A 19,859-nucleotide genomic window follows, 5' to 3' on the forward strand; every position below is an offset into this window, starting at 1 on the left:
TCACGAGGCGAGATGAGAGTCGCCGCCACCCCCTCCATAATCGGAGGGTGAGCACGACTGCAACCATCCCCTCCCTCGACGGCCGCCGGTTCCTGATGGTCTCGTCGACCACCTCGGCCGTGGATCCCGAATCGCCCAGCGAGTTCGTGTACTGGGAGAAGGACGGGGCGATCTGGGGCGACTACTCCGGTGACACCGTCACCTTCGGGCGCTTCGTCGGCACCCGCACCGGCGACACCATCTGGGTCTCGTTCGTGCACGTGCTCGTCTCCGACGGCACCGTCGTGACCGGAGACGGGGAGAGCCGGCTCGAGCTCACGGATGACGGTCGCATCCGCCTCGTCGAGCACTACGAGATGCACGGACTGCCGCAGCTCAGCGTCTGCGAAGAGCCCGCAGCCGCCTGACGGCTCGTTCCGCCGCGGGTCAGCGTGGCGGGAGCATGTCTCGGCCCGGCGTCGCCGGCGTCCACCGCGTCATGCCCAGCGGTGTGGCCAGGTCGCGCTCGGGCAGGTCGCTCGGCAGCAGGAACGACCGGCGGATGACCTCGTCGAGCACGACCACGCTGACGACCGTGCGCACCTCGGGCAGCTGCGCGATGACACCCGTCGTGAACTCGTGCACGCCGCTCACGTCGACCGCACGGATCAGCAGCATGGCGTCGTGCTCGCCGGTGGTGATGGCGCACCACTCGACATCGGGCATCTCGAGCACGCTCTCGCGGAACGACGCCCAGGCCTGCGGGTGCACGGTGACGAAGACCAGCGCACCGATCGACAGCCCGGCCTTCGACTGGTCGACGCGGGCGCTGAATCCCGTGATCACTCCGTCCTGCATCAGCGTCTCGACGCGGGTATAGGCGTTGGCCCGCGAGATCCCGACGGTCTCGGCCAGTGCGGCGATCGAGATACGACCGTTATCACGCAGTGTCTCGAGGATTCTGTATCCGATGTCGTCCAGTGGGGCGGCACTTCGTCCAGATTGCCTCGTGGCTTCGTCGCTCTTGGTGGACACAATGCTCCTCACGGGCGGGGTCTTGGACAGACTGTGATGACGTCTGCATTCTTGCTGGACACATAGTCCCATACAATGCGAATCTGATCACCGGTCGTCCACCCGGCGTCGACCGAACCCGATGAAACTCCTCGCCCCTGGAGGCCCATATGTCGTCACGTCGCAGCACGTCCGTCATCGCGATCGGAGCCGTCGCTCTCTTCGCCCTCGCTGGTTGCTCCGGTGGCAACTCGGCGAACAACGGCGGAGAATCCTCCGGTTCCGACTCGCTCGTCATCGACACCGCGTTCTCGATCGAGACCGCCGACCCGGGTCACACCTACGACCCGACCGGCAACATGATCGCCAAGGCGCTCTACGAGACGCTCGTCGACTTCGAGGGCTCCGACGTCTCGACCCCCGTCCCCGGCCTCGCATCGTGGGAGCAGAACGACGAGGCGACCGAGTTCACGTTCATGCTCGAGGGGGACCGCGTCTTCTCCGACGGCTCGCCGATCGAGGCGAAGGACGTCGTCTTCACCCTGCAGCGCATCCAGGGCATGACCGATGCCAAGCCGAACTTCCTCCTGGGCGGTCTGACCATCACCGAGGTCGACGAGAAGACGATCTCGATCACCTCCGAGACGCCGCTGCTGCAGCTGCCCGCGATCCTCGCGAACCCGGCGCTCGGCATCGTCAACTCCGACGTCGTGATCGAGAACGGCGGAACCACCGACGGCACCGACAGCGCACAGGAGTTCCTCGACGGAACCTCCGCCGGCTCTGGACCGTTCGTGCTCGACACCCTCGACCTCTCGTCGCAGGTCGTGCTGACCAAGAGCGACGAGTACAACGGCGACGAAGAGTCTGAATACGCCCGTGTCGTCGTGCGCAACGTCTCGGAGAGCGCGACGCAGCTCGCGAACCTCAAGGGCGGCGACTCGATGGTCGCGATGGACCTCAACGGCGACCAGGTCTCGGGCCTCGGCGACGGACTGAACGTCGAGTCGGTGCCGTCGGGCCAGACGATCTTCCTGCTGCTCAACCAGTCCGAGGCCGTCGCGGGCGAGCTCGCGAACGTCAAGATCGCCGAGGCGATCCGCTACGCGCTCGACTACGACGCGCTGCTCGAGCTCGCGGGTGCCGGCGCCGTGCAGGCGACCGGAGTGATCCCGCCCGGATTCGAGGGCGCCCTCGACAGCGGTGTGGAGCAGGACCTCGACAAGTCGAAGGCTGCTCTGGCCGAGGCCGGCTACACGGGTCAGACCCTGAAGCTGCAGTTCCCGAACGACTACCCGGTCGGCGGTGTGGAGTTCACCCCGCTCGCCGAGCGCGTCCAGGCTCAGCTCGAGGATGCCGGCATCGCCGTCGAACTCGCGCCTGCCCCGTTCGCCACCGAGCTCGACGCGTACGTCAACGGCACCGAGGGCTTCGGCCTGTGGTTCTGGGGCCCCGACTACGCCGACTCGGCGAACTTCCTTCCGTTCGCTCCCGGTCTGAAGGTCGGCCTGCGTGCCGGCTGGGCGGCTGAGGCGAACCCCGAGATCGCAGGCATCGCAGCCGGTGCTGCCGCCGCTACCGATGAGGCCCAGCGCAGCGAGGCCTTCACCTCGTTCGCCGAGGCGATGCAGACCGAGGGTCCCTTCGTTCCGCTGATCGTCCCCGGTCGCAACATCGCCACGGCGGATGCCGTCACCGGCGCCGTGTACAACTCGGTGTGGGAGATGGACATCGCCGAGATCACGCCTGCCGGCTGATCGGAGCTGACTCATGACGACGGTGGCCGTGCGACGGCAAGCACAGCGTCGCAGGTCGCCGCTCGTCGGATACCTGCTTCGCCGGATCGGCACTTCGCTGCTCCTTCTCGTGGGGGTCACGATCGTGACCTTCGCACTGACGAACCTCGTGCCCGGCGACCCCGTGTCGGCGGCACTGGGTGAGGGAGCATCGCAGAATCCCGAGACGCGCGAGGCGTTCATCAAGGCCCAGGGCCTCGATCAGCCGCTGTTCGTGCAGTACTTCATCTACATGGGGAATCTCCTTCGCGGAGACCTCGGCACATCGCTGGTGACCGGGCGACCGGTCACCAGCGACCTGGCCACCGCGGTGCCGGCGACGATCGAGATCGCGATCGGCGCCATCATCCTCAGCCTCGCGGTCAGCGTCGTGCTCGGCACCCTCGCCGCCTACCGGCGCGGACTCGTCACCGATCAGGTGATCCGCATCGTGACGCTGATCGGTCTGAGCGTGCCGACGTTCTGGCTCGCGCTGGTCAGCTTCTACGTGTTCTTCCTCGAGCTGCGCATCGCCCCCGGCTCGGGTCGCATCTCGCCGTCGATCACGCCGCCGCCCCGCATCACCGGGCTCTACACGGTCGACTACCTCCTCAACGGAGACGGTGTCGGATTCGCCGACGCGCTCGCCCACCTGGCGCTGCCGGTGATGGTGCTGTCGCTCGTGACGATCGGCCTGCTCACCCGCTTCATCCGCACCTCCGTGCTCGAGGTGCTGGGCAGCGACTACGTGCGTGCTGCCCGGGCCAAGGGCCTTCCGGCGATGCGCGTGATCCTCGACTACGTCCTGCGCGGGGCATCCCTCCCGATCCTCACGGTCGTCGGCGTCGCCTTCGGATCCCTGCTCTCGGGCACCGTACTCGTCGAGTCGGTGTTCGCCTGGCCCGGCCTGGGCACCTACGCCTACAACTCGGCAGCCAACCTCGACCTGCCCGGCATCATGGGCGTCGGCCTGGTCGTCGGGTTCATCTACCTCCTCATCAACTTCGTCGTCGACCTGCTCTACGGCGTCCTCGACCCGAGAGTGAGGATCGCATGAGCCGCATCGACTCGGCATCCGGCCCCTGGCGGTTCCGCTTCCGCTGGCCGCGCGCCTGGCGCACGCCCCTCGGCGTGATCGGCACCGTGATCGCGGGCGCCTGGATCATCGTCGCCTTCACCGCGCAGTGGTGGGTGCCGTACGGCCCCAACGCTCAGGTGCTGCCACGACTGCAGGCGCCGGGCATCGACACTCTGCTCGGCACCGACGGCAACGGCCGCGACATCTTCTCGCGTCTGATGACGGGTGCGACGGTGAGCCTGCCGCTCGCGCTCATGCTCGTGATCGCCGCGATGATCATCGGCACCGTGGTCGGCGCCGTCGCCGGGTACTTCGGCGGCTGGGTCGACGAGACGCTGATGCGCATCACCGACCTGTTCATGGCGTTCCCGACCGTCATCCTCGCGATGGTGGTGGCGGCATCCCTCGGCCCGTCGCTGTTCAACGCGGTGATCGCGGCGATCGTCGTCTCGTGGCCGCAGTACTCGCGAGTCACCCGCAGCATCGTGCTGGGCCTCCGCGGCCAGAACTACGTGATCGCAGGCCGCCTGCTCGGCCACTCGCCGCTGCGGACGCTGTTCATCGACATCCTCCCGAACATCGCCGGCCCCGTGCTGGTGCTCGCGACGCTCGACATCGGCGCCGCGATCCTGCTGCTGTCCGGACTCTCGTTCCTCGGTCTCGGCGCGCAGCCGCCGACCGCCGAATGGGGCTCCATGATCTCGGCGGCCATGCAGAACTTCGACGCGTGGTGGCTCGGAGTCTTCCCGGGACTCGCGATCCTCACGGTGGTGCTGGCATTCAACTTCCTGGGGGATGCGATGCGCGACATCCTCGACCCGACGGCCGAGGTCACCCACGAGAAGCAAGCCGAGCATGTGGCCTCCGCGAAGGGAGCGGCAGCATGAGCGCTTCGGCCCCCACGAGTGCTCTGAGCATCCGCGACCTGACGATCGACATCGGTCGTCCTCTCGTGCACGGCATCTCTCTCGACCTCGAGGCCGGACGCATCCACGGTCTCGCCGGCGAGTCAGGATCGGGCAAGACGCTCACCTCGTTGGCCGTCCTCGGACTCCTGCCCCGGCAGGCACGCACGGGCGGATCGATCACGCTCGCGGGGGAGGAGCTGGTGGGCATGCGCCGGCGGGCGCTCAACCGCATCCGCGGCAGGCGCATCGCGATGATCTTCCAGGACCCCTCGGCGTCGCTGCACCCGCAGCTGCCGATCGGCCGCCAGCTCACGGATCACATGCGCGTGCACCTCGGACTGCGAGGCGAGGCGGCGAAGGCTCGGGCCATCGAACTGCTCGAGACCGTGCAGGTGCCGAACCCGGATGCTGCGCTGAAGCGCTATCCGCACCAGTTCTCCGGCGGACAGCGCCAGCGCATCGCGATCGCGTGCGCCCTCGCGTGCGACCCCGAGGTGCTGCTGGCCGATGAGCCGACCACCGCACTCGACGTCACGGTGCAGGCCGGCATCCTGCGGCTGCTGCGCGACCTCGCGACCGAGCGCAACCTCGCTGTGCTGCTCGTCACCCACGACCTGGGCGTCATGAGCGCGATCGCCGACGAGGTCGCCGTGATGAAGAACGGGCAGATCGTCGAGCGGGCCGACCGCGAGACGCTGTTCCGCGACCCGCAGCACGAATACACTCGCACGCTGCTCGCGGCGCTGCCGGGGTCGAAGATCGCGACCGCCGACGCGGATCCCGCGCTGCTCGATCCGGTGCTGCCGGAGTCGGCAGTGCAGGATGCCGAAGAGGAGGCCCGAGATGAGTGAAGTCGCCGTCCTCGACGCGCAGGGCGTCGTCGTGCGCTACCCCGGGAGTCCTCCGGTGGTCGCCGTCGACGGCGTCTCGCTGACCGTCGCCCCCGGAGAGACCGTCGCGCTCGTGGGCGAATCCGGCAGCGGCAAGTCGAGCCTCGCCCGCGCGGTCGTCGGCATCGAGAAGCTCGCCGGGGGAGAGGTGCGCTTCCGTGACGCTCCCGTGAAGCCGCTCGGCATCCGTCGACGCGACCTGGCGCTCACCGGCATCCAGATGGTGTTCCAGGATCCGTCGACCTCGCTGAACCCTCGTCGCCGCGTGGGCGATCAGATCGCCGACGGCATCGCTACGGCTCGGGCTCGGGGTGCCGAAGGGTCGACGGTCGCCGAGTGGCTCGACCGCGTCGGCCTGTCGACCGAAGTCGCGACGCGATTCCCGCACCAGTTCTCGGGCGGGCAGAAGCAGCGACTCGCGATCGCACGAGCGCTCGCCGCGCGGCCGTCGCTGCTCGTCGCCGACGAGCCGATCTCGGCCCTGGACGCATCGACCCAGACCAGCGTCGCGGGGCTCATGCGAGACCTCGTCGCGGAATCCGGCGCGGGGATGCTGTTCATCTCGCACGACCTCGCCGTGGTCCGCCGCATCGCGGACCGCACCTTCGTGATGTTCGCCGGGCGGGTGCTCGAAGCCGGGGCCACCGACCGTGTGTGGTCTGCGCCGCAGCATCCGTACACCCAGGCCCTGCTCGCTGCGATCCCCGAGCCCGACGGTGCGGGCCGCATCCCGGTCGCCCCCTCGACGAACGAGCGGACCGTCTGGTCGGAGATCGCCCCCGTCCTCGACTGAGCCGCGCTGTCGGCTCAGTCGTTCGGGAGGAGATCCGCGGACGGGAGGATGCTCCGAGCCGGATGCTCCTCCCGATCGCAGATCTCCTCCGAATCGCCGACCCCATCGCCGGCCCCATCGCCGATCCATGCCGACAGGAGTCGACCCGGAACGCACTGCGGGCCGAGGCGTCAGCCCCGGCCCGCAGCATCCGCTCGTGGTTCAGAGCGGGGCGACGATGTCCTGCTCGACGTCCCACTCGGTGATCTCGAGAGAGGTCTCGATCATCTGGCCCGCGGCCTCGGTGCTGCCGCTCGTGGCCAGCACGACGTAGTCCTCGGTGACCTCGAAGACGACGTCGACGGCGACGCCCTGCGCCTCGGACGTGCCGCTCACGAGGTACACGTCCTGACCCAGGCGCGTGCCGGTCCCGGTGACGGTGAACTCGCCGGTGAGGGCGCCGGCGGCGGTGGCCGGGTCGGTGCCCGCGGCCGTGGCGGCACCGCTGCTGAGAGCAGCGACGATCGGGTCGCTCGAGTTCGGGTCGGCGACCTGCCACTCGGTCGTCGGCGTCTTCACCCATGCGTCGTCGCCGATCAGGATGAGCGAGCCCATGGGCGTGATCGTCTCGACGGCATCCGTCTCGGGGTTGAACCGGGCGGTGGTGTCCATGCCCAGGATCGACGTCTTGGCGGCATAGCCGGCGGTGTCGGTCATCGCCTCGGTGATGCAGGCGCCGAGCTCGGCTCCGTCGACCGTCGCACCCTCCGACAGCTCGGGGCAGTCGGAATCGGATGCGGCACCGTCGGTCGCAGGCGTCTCCTCGGCGGCCGACGTCGGCTCCGAATCGGCGGGCTCTTCGGCACCCGCGGTGCACCCGGTGAGCAGTACGGTGGCGGCCAGGACGATGCCGACCCCCCACTTGTTGACGCGCATGGCGTTCCCCCTTCGGTCGTGTGCGCACTGAGAGTCAGCACGCACGCATTCCAGCATGCCAAGTGCGAGGTGATGCGCGTGGGGGCACTCCGAAGGTTTCTCCGCTACACTGTCAAGGTTGTCTGCCATCAGGCACCCACTCGGGTGGCTCGGCGGATGACGTGCACACACCCTCCTGCTTCCGGGAAAGTCCCGGAAGCCGTTCTAGTCCGAAGGAGGTGGGTAAGTGACGCACCAGTACGAACTCATGGTCATTCTGACCCCCGAGATCGACGAGCGCCAGGTCGCCCCTACGCTCGACAAGTTCCTGAAGGTCATCACCAACGATGGTGGCTCGATTGACAAGGTCGACATCTGGGGCAAGCGCCGTCTGGCTTACGAGATCCAGAAGAAGAACGAGGGCATCTACGCCGTCGTCAACTTCACCGCCACCAGCGAGGCCACGCAGGAGCTCGACCGTCAGCTGAAGCTGAACGAGCAGATCATGCGCACGAAGGTCCTTCGCTCTGAGGAAGCTCAGGCGATGGTCGCTTCGGAGGCCAAGCGCTCTGAAGAGAAGGCTGCCCGCAAGGCCGCCAAGGCTGCGAAGGCCTGAGTCCGATGGCCGGCGAAACAGTCATCACCGTGGTGGGCAACCTCACGGCCGACCCCGAGCTGCGCTACACGCAGAACGGACTGCCGGTGGCGAACTTCACCATCGCTTCGACGCCTCGGAACTTCGACCGCGCCGCCAACGAGTGGAAGGACGGCGAAGCGCTGTTCCTCCGCGCGTCGGTCTGGCGCGAGTTCGCCGAGCACGTGGCGGGTTCGCTGACCAAGGGCATGCGCGTCATGGCGCAGGGCCGTCTGCGTCAGCGCTCCTACCAGGACCGCGAGGGCAACCAGCGCACCGCGATCGAGCTGGAGGTCGACGAGATCGGCCCCTCGCTTCGGTACGCGACCGCGCAGGTCACCCGTGCGGCGTCGACCGGTGGCGGTGGCGGTGGCGGACAGTCCCGTCCCGCACAGCAGCAGCAGGTGTCGGAAGAGCCGTGGTCTACGCCCGGCTCGTCGACCAGCGCAGATGCCTGGAGCACTCCGGGCAGCTTCGGTGACGACACCCCCTTCTGAAACAGGATCTCCGGATGCTTCGGCATCCGACTCATAATTAAGGAAAAACAATGGCTGGAAAGTCGAGCGGCGACCGCCGCAAGCCGCGGAAGGGTGGCAAGCCCACCGCTCCCGCGAAGTCGATCCGGGTCGGAGTCATCGATTACAAGGATGTCTCCACCCTCCGTAAGTTCGTCTCGGAGCGCGGCAAGATCCGTGCCCGTCGTATCACCGGTGTTTCGGTGCAGGAGCAGCGTCTGATCGCCACCGCGATCAAGAACGCACGCGAAATGGCACTCCTGCCCTACGCTGGCGCCGGCCGGTAAGGGGTAACGAGATGGCAAAGCTGATTCTCACGAACGAGGTCGCCGGGCTTGGTAGCGCCGGTGACGTGGTCGAGGTCAAGAACGGGTTCGCCCGCAACTACCTCATCCCCCAGGGCTTCGCTACGGCGTGGACCCGCGGTGGCGAAAAGCAGGTCGCTTCGATCCAGGCTGCTCGTCAGGCTCGCGCGATCCACGACCGCGACGAGGCCGTGGCACTGAAGAACTCCCTCGAGAACACCAAGGTGCGTCTGGCCGTCAAGGCCGGCAACGAGGGTCGTCTCTTCGGTTCGGTCAAGACCGATCACATCGCGGATGCTGTCGCAGCCGCGGGTCTCGGCTCGATCGACAAGCGCAAGGTGCACATCCCGTCGGCGATCAAGACGACCGGTGAGCACGAGGCCACGGTTCGTCTGCACGACGACGTGACCGCAGTCATCACGCTGCAGGTCGTCGCCGCCAAGTAAGGCGCGACGCTCTCGAACGCCCCCTGTCCTTCGGGACAGGGGGCGTTCTGCGTGTGCGGGGTTGTCGGGGCGCACTCGCTCGGGGGAGTGGCGGGGCACGACGGATGCCCCGCGCTGGGGACGCGGGGCATCCGTGAACTGTGCGGCATCGCCGACGCGGGCAGGTCTGGGAACCTGCGCGGGGCGTCGCGGGACCCGCACACCGACGGTGTCGCATCTCCTCCCCCGAGGACGTCGACACCGCCGGGGTCTGCGGCTACGCCGTCACACGGCGGCGGCGCAGCATCCCCGCTCCGAGGAGGAGCAGGAGAGCGGCGAGCGACACGAAGGCGATCGAGGACGAACCACCTGTGGCGGCCAGTCCCTCGATGGGCTCGGATGCCGTCGCAGCTGTGCCGCTCGCGGCAGCGGCTGCTGTGGCGCCCGTGCCGACGGCTGTCACCGTTCCGGGATTCATGCCGATTCCGGGGGTGGTTCCGGGGTCGACTCCGGGGTTCGTTCCGGGGTCGGTGCCGGGGTTCGTTCCGGGGTCGGTTCCCGGGTCGGTGCCGGGGTCGGTGCCCGGGTCCGTGCCGGGGTCGGTGCCCGGGTCCGTTCCGGGGTCGGTGCCCGGGTCCGTTCCGGGATCAGTTCCCGGGTCCGTCGTCGGCGGCGTCACCGTGCTCTCGCCGACCACGGAGATGGAGTTGCCACCGACCGTGATCGGGAGAGTGACAGGTGCGGTGACCTGGGTGCCGCCGAGGATTCCGTCGTCTCCGGTGGTGGTGCTGCCGGTGGTCGGGGTTCCTGCGGTGCCGGTGCCGGTGCTGGTGTCGCCGGTGGATTCGCTGTCTCCGAGGATGGAGATGGCGTTGCCGGTGACGTCGATCGGTGCGGTGATGGGTGCGACGACCTGGCTGCCGCTCGCGATTCCGTCGTCTCCGGACGTCTCCGCTCCGGTGCTGCTGCCTCCGGACGGGGTGCCGATGGTGCCGGTGCCGCCGGTGGATTCGCTGTCTCCGAGGATGGAGATGGCGTTGCCGGTGGCGTCGATCGGTGCGGTGACGGGTGCGACGACCTGGGTGCCGCCTGCGACCCCGCCGTCGCCCGAAGTGGTCGGCTCAGTCGATCCCGCGCCGCCGCCGTCCGAGGATGCCGGTGCTGCAGCATCCTGGCCCGTTGCCTCGCTGTCGCCGAGCACGGTGATCGCGTTGCCTGAGACGGTGACCGGAACGTCGACGTCCAGCAGGGCCTGGGTACCCGAGAGGACGCCGTCGGCGCCGTTCGTCGTGATCGCGGGAGCGGGAGCGGGAGCGGGAGCCGGAGCTGGGGCCTGGGGAGCCTCAGCCGGAGCGGCCGCCGTGTCGCTCGACGAGTCTCCGAGCACGGTGATCGCGTTGTCGGTCACCGTGACAGGCACGACGACGTCCACGACGGCCTGAGTGCCCGATGCGGTGCCGGAATCGCCACTCGTGGTGGCGGCCGGTGCGGGAGCGGGAGCCGGAGACGAAGCGGGCGCCGAGGTCTGCTGGGCGGAGGTGTCTCCGAGCAGTGAGACCGCGTTGCCGACGACCGTCACGGGCACCGAGATCGGCGCATCCGCTTGGGTGCCCGAGAGCAGCCCGTCTTCTCCTGAGGTGTCTGCCGCGTTGGCGGCTGTTGCGCCGAGCAGGGTGATCCCGCCGGCGAGAAGCGTGCCCCACAGGGCCCGCTTGATGTATGTACGCATGATGACCTTCTCCTGACTGGAAGTGGGTGTGTCTGGATGGGTGCACGCGAAGAGCATGTGCGCGCGCAGCACGGCATCTGTCGTTCACGAGGAACGACCGGACAACCCGTCAGTCAGGAGAGACGTCGGTGTCGGCGACCAGAGACGTCGGAAGGACGTCGTCGGATGCACCGGAAGTGCGCTCCACAGTGCGGAACGCAGAAACTCCCGCACCGCTGAGGCGCGCGGGGGTGAATGAGGATGCTCCGCTCGAACCGGCGGAGGAAGTAGGCGCGGAGGGGGCTCCGGCGGGCGGTGCAGAGGGGGACTCCTCGACGTCGGCTGCCGGCTCGTTCACCTCGGATGCCGCGACGGACACCGTAGGCGGGAGGTCGGACCCGGCCGACGGAATCACGGGCTGGCGCGACGCGGACGTGGAGAAGTGACCGCGTGTCGGCTCGTCGGCCAGGGGGGAAACCGTTCCGAGCGGCGCTGTCTCGAGCGGACCGGGGTCGGGGTCCGATCCGGAGGATCCGGGGCGTGCGGGGGTGATGGCCTCGAGTACCGGCGGGAGCGTGTTCTCGACGACCGTGCCGACAGACGGGGTGGTCGCGTCGATGACGCCGACGACATCGTCGATCACCGGCGGCACTCCGAGATCGTCGACCAGTTCTCCGACGATCGGCAACTCGGCGATCAGATCCTGCACAGGGGCCACGATCTCGGCTACCGGGGATCCGTCGAGCAGATCGGTCACGGGAGTGATGACGGCCCCGGCGGTGTCGGTGGCGGCGTCGACGATCGGCGACGTCGCAGGGCCCACGACGGGCACCTGAGCGATCGTCTCGGCGACGTGCTCGACGACCGGAGGTGCCACCTGCTGCACGGGTTCGACGACGTGAGTGACGACGGGCTCGACGACCTCGGTCACGACCGGCTCGACGACCTGGGTGACCACAGGCTGGACGACCTCGGTCACGACGGGCTCGACCGGCGCGACGATCGGCGAGGTCACCGACGTCACGGTGTCTTCGACCGATGAGACGGTCTCGCTCACGATCGAGGAGACGCCGTCGAGCAGCGAGTCGTTCGATCCGTCGTCCGCGCTCGCGGACGAACCGCCCGTGAGGATCGTGATCGTGGCCCACGCGATCGCGCCCACGCCACCCCAGAGAGCGACGGCAGGTAGGCCGCGGCGGGTTGCCTGAGCGTTCACGTCGACTTCCCTCCCCCGAGAGCGATCGTTCGTCCTCGACGCACAGTACGTCGATAGCGGGTGACGATACTCCCGGTATATCGCCGTGTCTAGAGGGTTCCGCTCGGAAACGATGACATATCGCGCACATTTCGGAGGGTTGCGCACTGTGACGCGCCCGGTGGAATCTCGGCTTGACTTTCCCCAGGTTCTACACATCCCATCCCGGATTCGATGAACCTTCAATGCCCGGTTGAACCACGATCTCATCCACAGGGTGGGGAAACTCTAAATACCAGATCAGGTGCAAAAAGAAACTTGTGTTTCGAGGTACTCCACCGACTTATCCACATGCGTTCTGCACAGACTCTCCGGACTTGTTCGCACGCTTTCCACATAGTTATCCACAGGCCGTGTTGCGACCGAAAACCCCCGCTCGTAGCGTGGTCCAGCGACCCGATGTCGGAAGTGCCTGGTTTGCTGTGCGGACGGCCCTTCTCGAGCTGATTCGCATCGCGTGACCGACGCAGTCGGCACCGAGCACACCGGAAGAACCGTCGCATCGAAGGGAGCAGCGTGTCGATCGCCGACATCTCAGAGGAGCGCCTCGGAGGCAAGCGTCCACAGGAGCGAACGCCTCCCCACGACACTCTCGCCGAACAGAGCGCCCTGGGTGGAATGCTCCTCTCGAAGGATGCTGTCGCCGACGTCATCGAGACGCTCAAGGGTGCCGACTTCTACATCCCCAAGCACGAGCTGATCTTCGAGGCGATCCTGTCGCTCTACTCGCACGGCGAGCCGACCGACGTCGTCGCCGTCACGGACGAGCTCATCAAGACGGGAGAGCTGAGCCGGGCCGGCGGTGCCGACTATCTGCACACGCTCACCTCGATCGTCCCCACCGCCGCCAACGCCGGCTACTACGCGGGCATCGTGTCGGAGCGGGCGATCCTGCGTCGTCTGGTCGATGCGGGAACGCGTATCGTGCAGCTCGGCTACGACGGACAGGGCGACGCGACCGACCTCGTCAACAACGCCCAGGCTGAGATCTACTCGATCACCGGCTCCGAGACCGCAGAGGACTACGTGCCGCTGCAGATCGCGGTCGACGCCGCGCTCGAGGAGATCGAGGCCGCCAGCGGTCGCGACGGGTCGATGACGGGTGTCCCGACCGGCTTCAAGGAGCTCGACGAGCTCACTAACGGCCTGCACGGCGGGCAGATGATCGTCGTCGCCGCTCGTCCCGCCATGGGTAAGTCGACGCTCGCGCTCGACTTCGCCCGCGCTGCCTCCATCGGCCACAACCTCCCCTCGGTCTTCTTCTCGCTCGAGATGGGCAAGAGCGAGATCGCCATGCGTCTGCTCAGTGCCGAGGGGCAGATCCCTCTGCAGAACATGCGAAAGGGAAACCTCGACCCGCGGGACTGGACCACGGTCGCCGCGACCCGCGGACGCATCAACGACGCTCCGCTCTACATCGACGACAGCCCGAACATGACGCTGGTCGAGATCCGGGCGAAGTGCCGTCGACTCAAGCAGCGTGAGGGTCTGCGGATGGTCATCATCGACTACCTGCAGCTGATGACGTCAGGAAAGCGCGTCGAGTCGCGTCAGCAGGAGGTCTCGGAGTTCTCGCGAAGCCTCAAGCTCATCGCCAAGGAGCTGCAGGTTCCGGTCATCGCTCTGTCGCAACTGAACCGTGGTCCCGAGCAGCGCACCGACAAGAAGCCCGCGATCAGCGACCTGCGTGAGTCCGGCTCGATCGAGCAGGACGCCGACATGGTGATCCTGCTGCATCGCGACTCGGTCTACGACAAGGACGTGCGTCCGGGCGAGGCCGACCTGATCGTCGCCAAGCACCGTAACGGCCCGACCGCGACGATCACCGTGGCCTTCCAGGGCCACTACTCGCGCTTCCACGACATGGCACCGGGCGGCGACTTCAACTGAGTCGCGCTCGCTCGCCAGGTCGGGGGAGGACGGGACGCCCCCACCACGGGGGAGGTAGCAGAAAGGGCGCCCCATCCGATGCCGCCGATGAGCGGCACCCCAGCTGTCGCGTTACAGCGCGACAGAGCTGTGACGCAAGCGTGACACCGGCCGACGCGCCGCGCAAGACCTATTGTCGACCGGTATGCCGCCGCTACTCGCGAGGCGGGTTCAGCGGCAGCCACTCTTCGAGAGTCGTCTCGAAGATGTGCGCCCCGTCGACCGGGATGAGGGTGCGCTCCTCGATCTGCGCACCGTAGTACGGCGCAGCGTCATCACGCACGACCGTGCGAGGATCGCCACGGAAGGCCAGGGCGCGGCGCGCGAACTCGTCCATGCCGAAGGCCTCCGGGCCTGCGATCTCGATGTCGCCGGTCGGCTCACCGGCCGCAGCACGGGCCACTGCCGTGGCGACATCCTCGGCGGCGATCGGCTGGATCAGCGCCCCGGGCAGCGTCACGGTGTCGCCGTCGGTCGAGATGTCGGCGATGCTTCCCACGAACTCGAAGAACTGCGTGGCGTGCACGAGGGAGTATCGGATCCCGGAGTCACGGATCAGCGTCTCCTGTGCGACCTTCGCCGCGAAGTAGGGGATGTTCTGCGGGCGGTTCGTGCCGACGATCGTGAGAGCGACGTGGTGGGTGACACCGGCCGCGGCCTCAGCGGCGAGCAGGTTGCGAGTCGACGTGGTGAAGAACTCCAGCACATCGTCGGGGGCGAACGAGGGGGAGTTCGACACGTCGACCACGGTGTGGGCTCCGACGAGAACCTCCGCGAGGCCCTCGCCGGTGAGCGAGTTCACGCCGGTGTTCGGCGATGCGGCGACGGCGTCGTGGCCGTGCTCCGTCAGCTTCGCGACGACCTTCGAGCCGATGAGGCCGGTGCCTCCGATGACGACGATCTCTGCCATGTCCAAACCTTTCTTCGGTGACGACGCCCGGGTGGCGTCTGCCAGGTATGACCGCTGAGTGCCCGAAGATGTGACGCCTCGGGTTCTCAGATGCTGGCGGGCGTCTTCACCCTCCAGTCGTGATACCTCGTCGGAGCGATCGTCGCGGTCATCTCCGGCAGCAGGTCGCGGGCGGCGAGATGCGCGCCGAAGTACGTTCCGAGCGGATCCGGGACGACCTCCCGATCGTCCTGTCTCGTCCGCAGGTCGAGTGCCGCGAGTTCCGTCAGGCTGAACACCTCGGGGCCGCCGAACTCGATCATCCCGACACGGGGTTCTCCGAGCGCTGCCGTTGCGACCGCGTTCGCGACGTCGTCGGCCGCCATCGGCTGCACGAGCACATCGGCGATGTGTGCGGCTCCCTCGCGCAGGGCGTGGTCGGTGATGCTGCGGATGAACTCGAAGAACTGCGTCGCATGCACGAGGGTGTACGGGCGACCGGATGCCGCGATGAGGCGTTCCTGCTGATGCTTGGCGATGAAGTATCCGCCCTGCGCGCGTGCGAGGCGGTCGGTGCCCACGACCGACAGGGCGACGTGATGGGAGACGCCCGCGGCTTCGCCGTAGGCGAGCAGGTTCATCGTCGAGGTGGAGAAGAACTCCTGCGCACCGGCCTCGTCGGTGTACGACGAGTTCGACACATCGACCACCGCGGATGCGCCGGCGAGAGCGTCGTCGAGCCCCTCGCCGGTGAATGAGTTCACCCCCGTGGCGCGGGACGCGACGACGACGTCGTGTCCCGCGCCCTTCAGGATGCGCGTGACGCGGGTGCCGATCAACCCCGTGCCGCCGATGACTGTGATCCTCATGTCGCTCCTCCGATCGAGTGATGCGGACGAGCCCGCATGTACCTGGTTGACCGGCCGGCGGACCCGGCTGTGACGGAATCGCCAGGATTCGTCACAGATCGCGTCGCTCTCCGGTCACAGCTGTGAGTGGGAGCGCCGACGGCGCGGAAAGGGGAGTGCGCATGCGGCGACCTCTGGTGCAGAGTGAAGACGTGACCGCGACACGTGACGAGCACAGCGGGTCGATCCGAGACCTCTGCACCGCAGTCTCGGTGTTCGCCGCCCAGCGTCGCCGACTGTTCGGCATCGCCTACCGGATGCTGGGCACCGTGGCCGACGCCGAGGACATCGTGCAGGAGACTTGGATCCGCTGGCAGAACACCGACCGGACCCAGGTGCAGGAACCCGCCGCTTTCCTCACGACCATCACGACGCGTCTGTCGATCAACGTTCTCCAGTCGGCTCGCGTGAAGCGGGAGACCTACATCGGGCCGTGGCTGCCTGAACCGGTCAACACCGACGACGATCCCTCGCTCGGCGCCGAGCGCGCCGAGGCGCTGCAGTTCGCGATCCTGCTGACGCTCGAGAAGCTCACCCCGACCGAGCGTGCGGCGTACATCCTCCGCGAGGCGTTCGACTATCCGTATCCCCGCATCGCCGAGATCATCTCGTCGAGTGCGGTGAGCGCTCGACAGCTGGTGAGCAGGGCTCGCGCGCACCTGGCCTCGGCGAAGCAGATCACCGTCGAGCCCTCGCATCAACGTCACCTGCTCGAGGCCTTCCTCGCCGCCGCGCGGAAGGGCGATGCCCGGGAGCTCGAGAAGCTCTTCGCCGCCGACGTGGTCAGCTACACCGACGGCAACGGGGTGAAGTTGGCGGCGCGGATCCCGGTGATCGGTCGTGGCCGCGTGGCCCAGTTCGTGGCTGCCTTCGCACACCACTTCTGGACGGGCAAGTCGATCGGGTGGGTGGAGGTCAACGGTCAGCCCGCCGCGACGCTCGTCGAGAACGGTGAAGTCACCACGATGGTCACCGTCACGGCGTCCGACGAAGGGATCGAGCAGTTGCTCTGGGTGATGAGTCCCCAGAAGCTCGGACACATCACCGCGGTCGCGACATGACTCGCGGGCGGCGTCCGGCTCGTCTGGGCCGGCGACCTCGGGATGCCTCCGAACCGATCGCTGTGGAAGAACTCCGGCTGGCGCTCGCCGCGGGCGACCGCGCCGGCATCCGCTCGATGCTGCACCCTGACGTGGTGATGATCATCGACAGCGGAGGTCGCATGCTGCAGTCGTCGATCGCCGTCGACGGGACCCACACGGCATCCGCGGAGCTGGCGGCACTGGTGGCGACCGGCCCCACGGTCTCGATCGCGTCGATCAACGGCTCCGCTGGACTCGTGCTGGAACGAGACGGCGCAGTCGTCGCGGCGGTGTCGGTCGAGAGCAGATCAGGGCTGCTGTCGCGCATCTGGGTCGTCTGCAACCCTGACAAGCTCACCCACTGGAATCGACGCCGCGACGGCTAGAGCGAGATGTCGGATGCCGAGGCGAGCGCCCGCCACTCGGTCGATCGGGCGCTGAGCCGGTCGAGCACATCGGCATCGAGCAGCGGGCCGACATCCAGCCCCGTCACCCGGACGATCTCGGTGATCGGAACCTGGAAGGTGCGGAAGGCGCCGAGCGGCGGAACCGCGAAGAGACCGTCCGGTGACTCGACGAGCTCTGACTGATCGAGCACGAACCCGGCCGCTGACAGACCGTCGGGGCCCTGCCACGCCGCGATCTTCCAGAACAGAAGAGGGATGCGGATGCCGCGGTACGGCGGATCGTCGTCTCCCAGCACAGGGGCCGTGAACACCGAGATCCGCTGATCCGTCGTCTCGGCATACTCGAGCACGTGGTCTTCCAGACCGAGCCAGAGCTCTGCGGACTGATTGAAACCGGCGGCCTGCGGGGCGGCGTTCGGATAGAAGAACGTCGCCTCGGTCGCCGCCCGAGCGTCGTCGACATCACCCCAGCCGGGGTCGCGTCGGCGCACGAGGTGGCCGCGATCGAGGTCGTTGCGCGCATACACCTCGGGGCCGGTCTGCAGTGCTGCATCGACTCGGGGGTCGAGCTGCCAGTCCCCGGTGCGGGGCAGCTCGCGCAGCAGCGCCCCGTCGATGTTCACGCCCGTCGCGGCGGCCAGGCGGCGCTCGCGGTCGAGCAGCACGCTGAAGTGGGGGTAGGTCAGCTCCGTCGCATCGCGGGCCGGCCCGGGCAGGGGCACTCGCGTCGGAAGGAAGTCGAGGTCGTATCCGTCTGCCATACCGACATACTGCCTGGTTCCACCGACATCGCCGCGGCCTCGCCGCACACGCGAACGCCCCCTCCGAAGCGAGCTCGGGAGGGGGCGTCCGCGGTCAGCGACTCACGGCGTGGGCATGCCGCCGTTGACGTTGAGCGTCTCCCCGGCGACGTAGCTCGACTCCGCGGAGGCGAGGAAGACGTAGGCGGGGGCGAGTTCTGCGGGCTGGCCCATGCGGCCGAGCGGGGTGTCCTCCCCGAACTCCGGGAGCTTCTCCTGCGGCTGTCCGTCGCTCGGCTGCAGCGGCGTCCAGATCGGTCCTGGTGCCACGGCGTTCACACGGATGCCCTTCGGCGCGAGCTGCTCGGCGAGGCCCTTCGTGAACGCGTTGATCGTGGCCTTGGTCGATGCGTAGTCGACGAGGATTCCCGACGGCGAGTAGGCCTGGATCGACGTGGTGTTGATGATGGTCGAGCCTGCCGGGAGGTGCGGCAGCGCGGCCTTCGTGATCCAGAACATCGCGTAGACGTTGGTCTTGAAGGTGTCGTCGAACTGTTCGTCGGTGATGTCGGTCAGCGACTCCTTGTAGATCTGCTTGCCGCCGTTGTTGACGAGGATGTCGAGGCCGCCGAGCGCACCGACCGCCTCCGAGACGAGCGTGCGGCAGTACTCGGGGTCACGGAGATCACCGGGGATCTGCGCCACGGTCGCGCCGGCGTCGCGGAGGATGCCGGCGATGCGTGCCGCATCCTCTTCCTCTTCGGGCAGGTACGAGAGCGCGACGTCCGCGCCCTCGCGCGCGAAGGCGATCGCAGTCGCCGCGCCGATGCCGGAGTCGCCGCCGGTGATGAGCGCCTTGCGTCCGGTCAGTCGGCCGGTGCCGCGGTAGCTCTCCTCACCGAGGTCGGCTTTCGGACCGAGGTCGGCATCGAGGCCGGGCTCCGGCATGTGCTGCTTCTCGGGTTCGATGTCGGAGTAGAGCTCGGCCGGGTTGGTGAAGGTGTACTGGTCGCGAGACATGGGGGTTCCTCTCGATCGCTGGTCTGGGGGTATGGCTCCAGCGTGCGCCGACGTCGGAATGTCGGCCAGCACCTTGCGTCTCACGCCGAGGGTCGCTAGAGAGGACGCCGAGAAGGGGTCGACCCGTGCGGACGCCGGGAGTAGCCTCGCCGCATGGCCCGACTCATCTACTCCATGATCACGTCGCTCGACGGATACGTCAGTGGGCCGGACGGCGGGTTCGACTGGGCGCTCGACGACGACCTGCACGACTTCATCAACAAGCAGTTCGCAGACGTCGGCACCTACCTCTACGGGCGGCGCATGTACGAGACCATGGTTTATTGGGAGACCGCTCATCTCGAACCCGATCAGCCGCAGGTCGGCATCGACTACGCGCGGGTGTGGCAGGCCGCGCAGAAGGTCGTCTTCTCGAAGACCCTCGCCGAGGTGTCGAGCGAGCGCACCCGGCTCGAGCGCACGTTCGATCCGGAGGTGATCGCGCGGTGGAAGGCTGAGTCCGACAGCGACTTCTCCGTCGACGGCCCCACTCTCGCCGCCGAGGCGATCCGCGCGGGACTGGTCGACGAGTTCGGTCTCTTCATCGGACCGGCGATCGTCGGTGGTGGCAAGCCGTTCTTCCCCGACGGGGTGCACGTCGACCTGGAGCTCGCCGAGGATCGGCGCTTCGACAGCGGCGTGATGTTCCTCCGCTACACGACGCGGGGGTGA

Annotated in this window: 22 protein-coding genes; 14 read left to right on the forward strand and 8 right to left on the reverse strand. The window is 67.8% G+C overall.

Going from position 1 to position 19,859, the window contains the following annotated elements; all coding sequences use genetic code 11:
* Window positions 1–47: 47 nt before the first annotated feature.
* Window positions 48–407 carry a hypothetical protein gene (locus BEP68_RS03015; RefSeq protein ID WP_230101268.1) on the forward strand — a complete coding sequence of 120 codons (360 nt, stop codon included), beginning with the start codon at window positions 48–50 and terminating at the stop codon, window positions 405–407.
* A 19-nt stretch (window positions 408–426) separates the two neighbouring features.
* Here the strand turns inward: BEP68_RS03015 and BEP68_RS03020 are convergent, their stop codons facing one another.
* Window positions 427–1,014, reverse strand: coding sequence for an Lrp/AsnC family transcriptional regulator (locus BEP68_RS03020; RefSeq protein ID WP_230101269.1), 588 nt, complete (start codon window positions 1,012–1,014; stop codon window positions 427–429).
* Window positions 1,015–1,163: 149 nt separating this feature from the next.
* On the opposite strand from BEP68_RS03020, the gene BEP68_RS03025 reads away from it, so the two are divergent.
* Genes BEP68_RS03025 through BEP68_RS03045 form a run of 5 tightly spaced genes read left to right on the forward strand, consistent with a single transcriptional unit; the run spans window position 1,164 to window position 6,437 of the window.
* Window positions 1,164–2,750 carry an ABC transporter substrate-binding protein gene (locus BEP68_RS03025; protein WP_187249179.1) on the forward strand — a complete coding sequence of 529 codons (1,587 nt, stop codon included), beginning with the start codon at window positions 1,164–1,166 and terminating at the stop codon, window positions 2,748–2,750.
* Between the two features lie 13 nt (window positions 2,751–2,763).
* Window positions 2,764–3,825 carry an ABC transporter permease gene (locus tag BEP68_RS03030; protein ID WP_053098208.1) on the forward strand — a complete coding sequence of 354 codons (1,062 nt, stop codon included), beginning with the start codon at window positions 2,764–2,766 and terminating at the stop codon, window positions 3,823–3,825.
* Window positions 3,822–4,733: an ABC transporter permease gene (locus tag BEP68_RS03035; protein ID WP_053098207.1), complete on the forward strand. Its 912-nt coding sequence runs from the start codon at window positions 3,822–3,824 to the stop codon at window positions 4,731–4,733. The genes BEP68_RS03030 and BEP68_RS03035 overlap by 4 nt, the downstream gene beginning before the upstream one ends.
* Window positions 4,730–5,605 carry an ABC transporter ATP-binding protein gene (locus tag BEP68_RS03040; RefSeq protein WP_083569412.1) on the forward strand — a complete coding sequence of 292 codons (876 nt, stop codon included), beginning with the start codon at window positions 4,730–4,732 and terminating at the stop codon, window positions 5,603–5,605. The genes BEP68_RS03035 and BEP68_RS03040 overlap by 4 nt, the downstream gene beginning before the upstream one ends.
* Complete coding sequence (locus BEP68_RS03045; RefSeq protein WP_187249180.1) at window positions 5,598–6,437, forward strand: ABC transporter ATP-binding protein; 840 nt, start codon at window positions 5,598–5,600, stop codon at window positions 6,435–6,437. Before BEP68_RS03040 ends, BEP68_RS03045 begins: the two co-directional genes overlap by 8 nt.
* Before the next feature lie 201 nt (window positions 6,438–6,638).
* Here BEP68_RS03045 and BEP68_RS03050 read toward each other — a convergent pair whose 3' ends face one another.
* A complete protein-coding gene (locus BEP68_RS03050) occupies window positions 6,639–7,352 on the reverse strand; it encodes a hypothetical protein (protein WP_230101270.1) in 714 nt (237 codons plus the stop codon).
* Between the two features lie 226 nt (window positions 7,353–7,578).
* Between BEP68_RS03050 and rpsF the strand changes: the two genes are divergently transcribed.
* From rpsF to rplI, 4 genes are read left to right on the forward strand one after another with little or no spacing between them, the layout of a single operon-like run.
* The gene (gene rpsF / locus BEP68_RS03055; protein WP_029264265.1) at window positions 7,579–7,947 is read left to right on the forward strand and encodes a 30S ribosomal protein S6; all 369 of its coding nucleotides are present in this window, start codon (window positions 7,579–7,581) and stop codon (window positions 7,945–7,947) included.
* Between the two features lie 5 nt (window positions 7,948–7,952).
* A complete protein-coding gene (locus tag BEP68_RS03060; RefSeq protein ID WP_053098204.1) occupies window positions 7,953–8,462 on the forward strand; it encodes a single-stranded DNA-binding protein in 510 nt (169 codons plus the stop codon).
* A 50-nt stretch (window positions 8,463–8,512) separates the two neighbouring features.
* Window positions 8,513–8,767 carry a 30S ribosomal protein S18 gene (gene rpsR, locus BEP68_RS03065; RefSeq protein ID WP_042541518.1) on the forward strand — a complete coding sequence of 85 codons (255 nt, stop codon included), beginning with the start codon at window positions 8,513–8,515 and terminating at the stop codon, window positions 8,765–8,767.
* 11 nt (window positions 8,768–8,778) lie between these two features.
* Window positions 8,779–9,231 (forward strand): 50S ribosomal protein L9, encoded by a 453-nt coding sequence (gene rplI, locus BEP68_RS03070; RefSeq protein ID WP_053098203.1) that lies wholly within the window; start codon window positions 8,779–8,781, stop codon window positions 9,229–9,231.
* Window positions 9,232–9,487: 256 nt separating this feature from the next.
* Here the strand turns inward: rplI and BEP68_RS03075 are convergent, their stop codons facing one another.
* Together BEP68_RS03075 and BEP68_RS03080 are read right to left on the reverse strand one after the other, a co-directional pair.
* Window positions 9,488–10,939 carry a chaplin family protein gene (locus BEP68_RS03075; protein WP_187249181.1) on the reverse strand — a complete coding sequence of 484 codons (1,452 nt, stop codon included), beginning with the start codon at window positions 10,937–10,939 and terminating at the stop codon, window positions 9,488–9,490.
* 109 nt (window positions 10,940–11,048) lie between these two features.
* On the reverse strand, window positions 11,049–12,134 hold the full coding sequence (locus BEP68_RS03080) for a hypothetical protein (RefSeq protein WP_187249182.1): 1,086 nt from the start codon (window positions 12,132–12,134) through the stop codon (window positions 11,049–11,051).
* A gap of 555 nt (window positions 12,135–12,689) precedes the next feature.
* Between BEP68_RS03080 and dnaB the strand changes: the two genes are divergently transcribed.
* Complete coding sequence (dnaB, locus tag BEP68_RS03085; RefSeq protein WP_053098201.1) at window positions 12,690–14,063, forward strand: replicative DNA helicase; 1,374 nt, start codon at window positions 12,690–12,692, stop codon at window positions 14,061–14,063.
* Between the two features lie 193 nt (window positions 14,064–14,256).
* Here dnaB and BEP68_RS03090 read toward each other — a convergent pair whose 3' ends face one another.
* Window positions 14,257–15,012, reverse strand: a complete 756-nt coding sequence (locus tag BEP68_RS03090; protein WP_053098200.1) for an SDR family oxidoreductase — start codon at window positions 15,010–15,012, stop codon at window positions 14,257–14,259.
* Between the two features lie 86 nt (window positions 15,013–15,098).
* Window positions 15,099–15,860, reverse strand: a complete 762-nt coding sequence (locus tag BEP68_RS03095; protein WP_187249183.1) for an SDR family oxidoreductase — start codon at window positions 15,858–15,860, stop codon at window positions 15,099–15,101.
* 191 nt (window positions 15,861–16,051) lie between these two features.
* Here BEP68_RS03095 and BEP68_RS03100 point away from each other — a divergent pair, with 191 nt between their 5' ends.
* Both BEP68_RS03100 and BEP68_RS03105 read left to right on the forward strand, forming a co-directional pair.
* Window positions 16,052–16,960, forward strand: a complete 909-nt coding sequence (locus BEP68_RS03100; RefSeq protein ID WP_315985263.1) for an RNA polymerase sigma-70 factor — start codon at window positions 16,052–16,054, stop codon at window positions 16,958–16,960.
* 62 nt (window positions 16,961–17,022) lie between these two features.
* Window positions 17,023–17,367, forward strand: a complete 345-nt coding sequence (locus BEP68_RS03105) for a hypothetical protein (protein WP_187249185.1) — start codon at window positions 17,023–17,025, stop codon at window positions 17,365–17,367.
* Here the strand turns inward: BEP68_RS03105 and BEP68_RS03110 are convergent.
* Both BEP68_RS03110 and BEP68_RS03115 read right to left on the reverse strand, forming a co-directional pair.
* A complete protein-coding gene (locus BEP68_RS03110) occupies window positions 17,364–18,149 on the reverse strand; it encodes a DNA/RNA non-specific endonuclease (protein WP_187249186.1) in 786 nt (261 codons plus the stop codon). The genes BEP68_RS03105 and BEP68_RS03110 overlap by 4 nt on opposite strands.
* A 102-nt stretch (window positions 18,150–18,251) precedes the next feature.
* Window positions 18,252–19,148, reverse strand: a complete 897-nt coding sequence (locus tag BEP68_RS03115; RefSeq protein ID WP_053098197.1) for an SDR family oxidoreductase — start codon at window positions 19,146–19,148, stop codon at window positions 18,252–18,254.
* A 153-nt stretch (window positions 19,149–19,301) separates the two neighbouring features.
* Here BEP68_RS03115 and BEP68_RS03120 point away from each other — a divergent pair, with 153 nt between their 5' ends.
* Window positions 19,302–19,859 carry a dihydrofolate reductase family protein gene (locus tag BEP68_RS03120; protein ID WP_187249187.1) on the forward strand — a complete coding sequence of 186 codons (558 nt, stop codon included), beginning with the start codon at window positions 19,302–19,304 and terminating at the stop codon, window positions 19,857–19,859.

Origin of the sequence: Microbacterium sp. 4-7 (assembly GCF_014332665.1) — a bacterium.
In the GTDB taxonomy this organism is placed as follows: domain Bacteria; phylum Actinomycetota; class Actinomycetes; order Actinomycetales; family Microbacteriaceae; genus Microbacterium.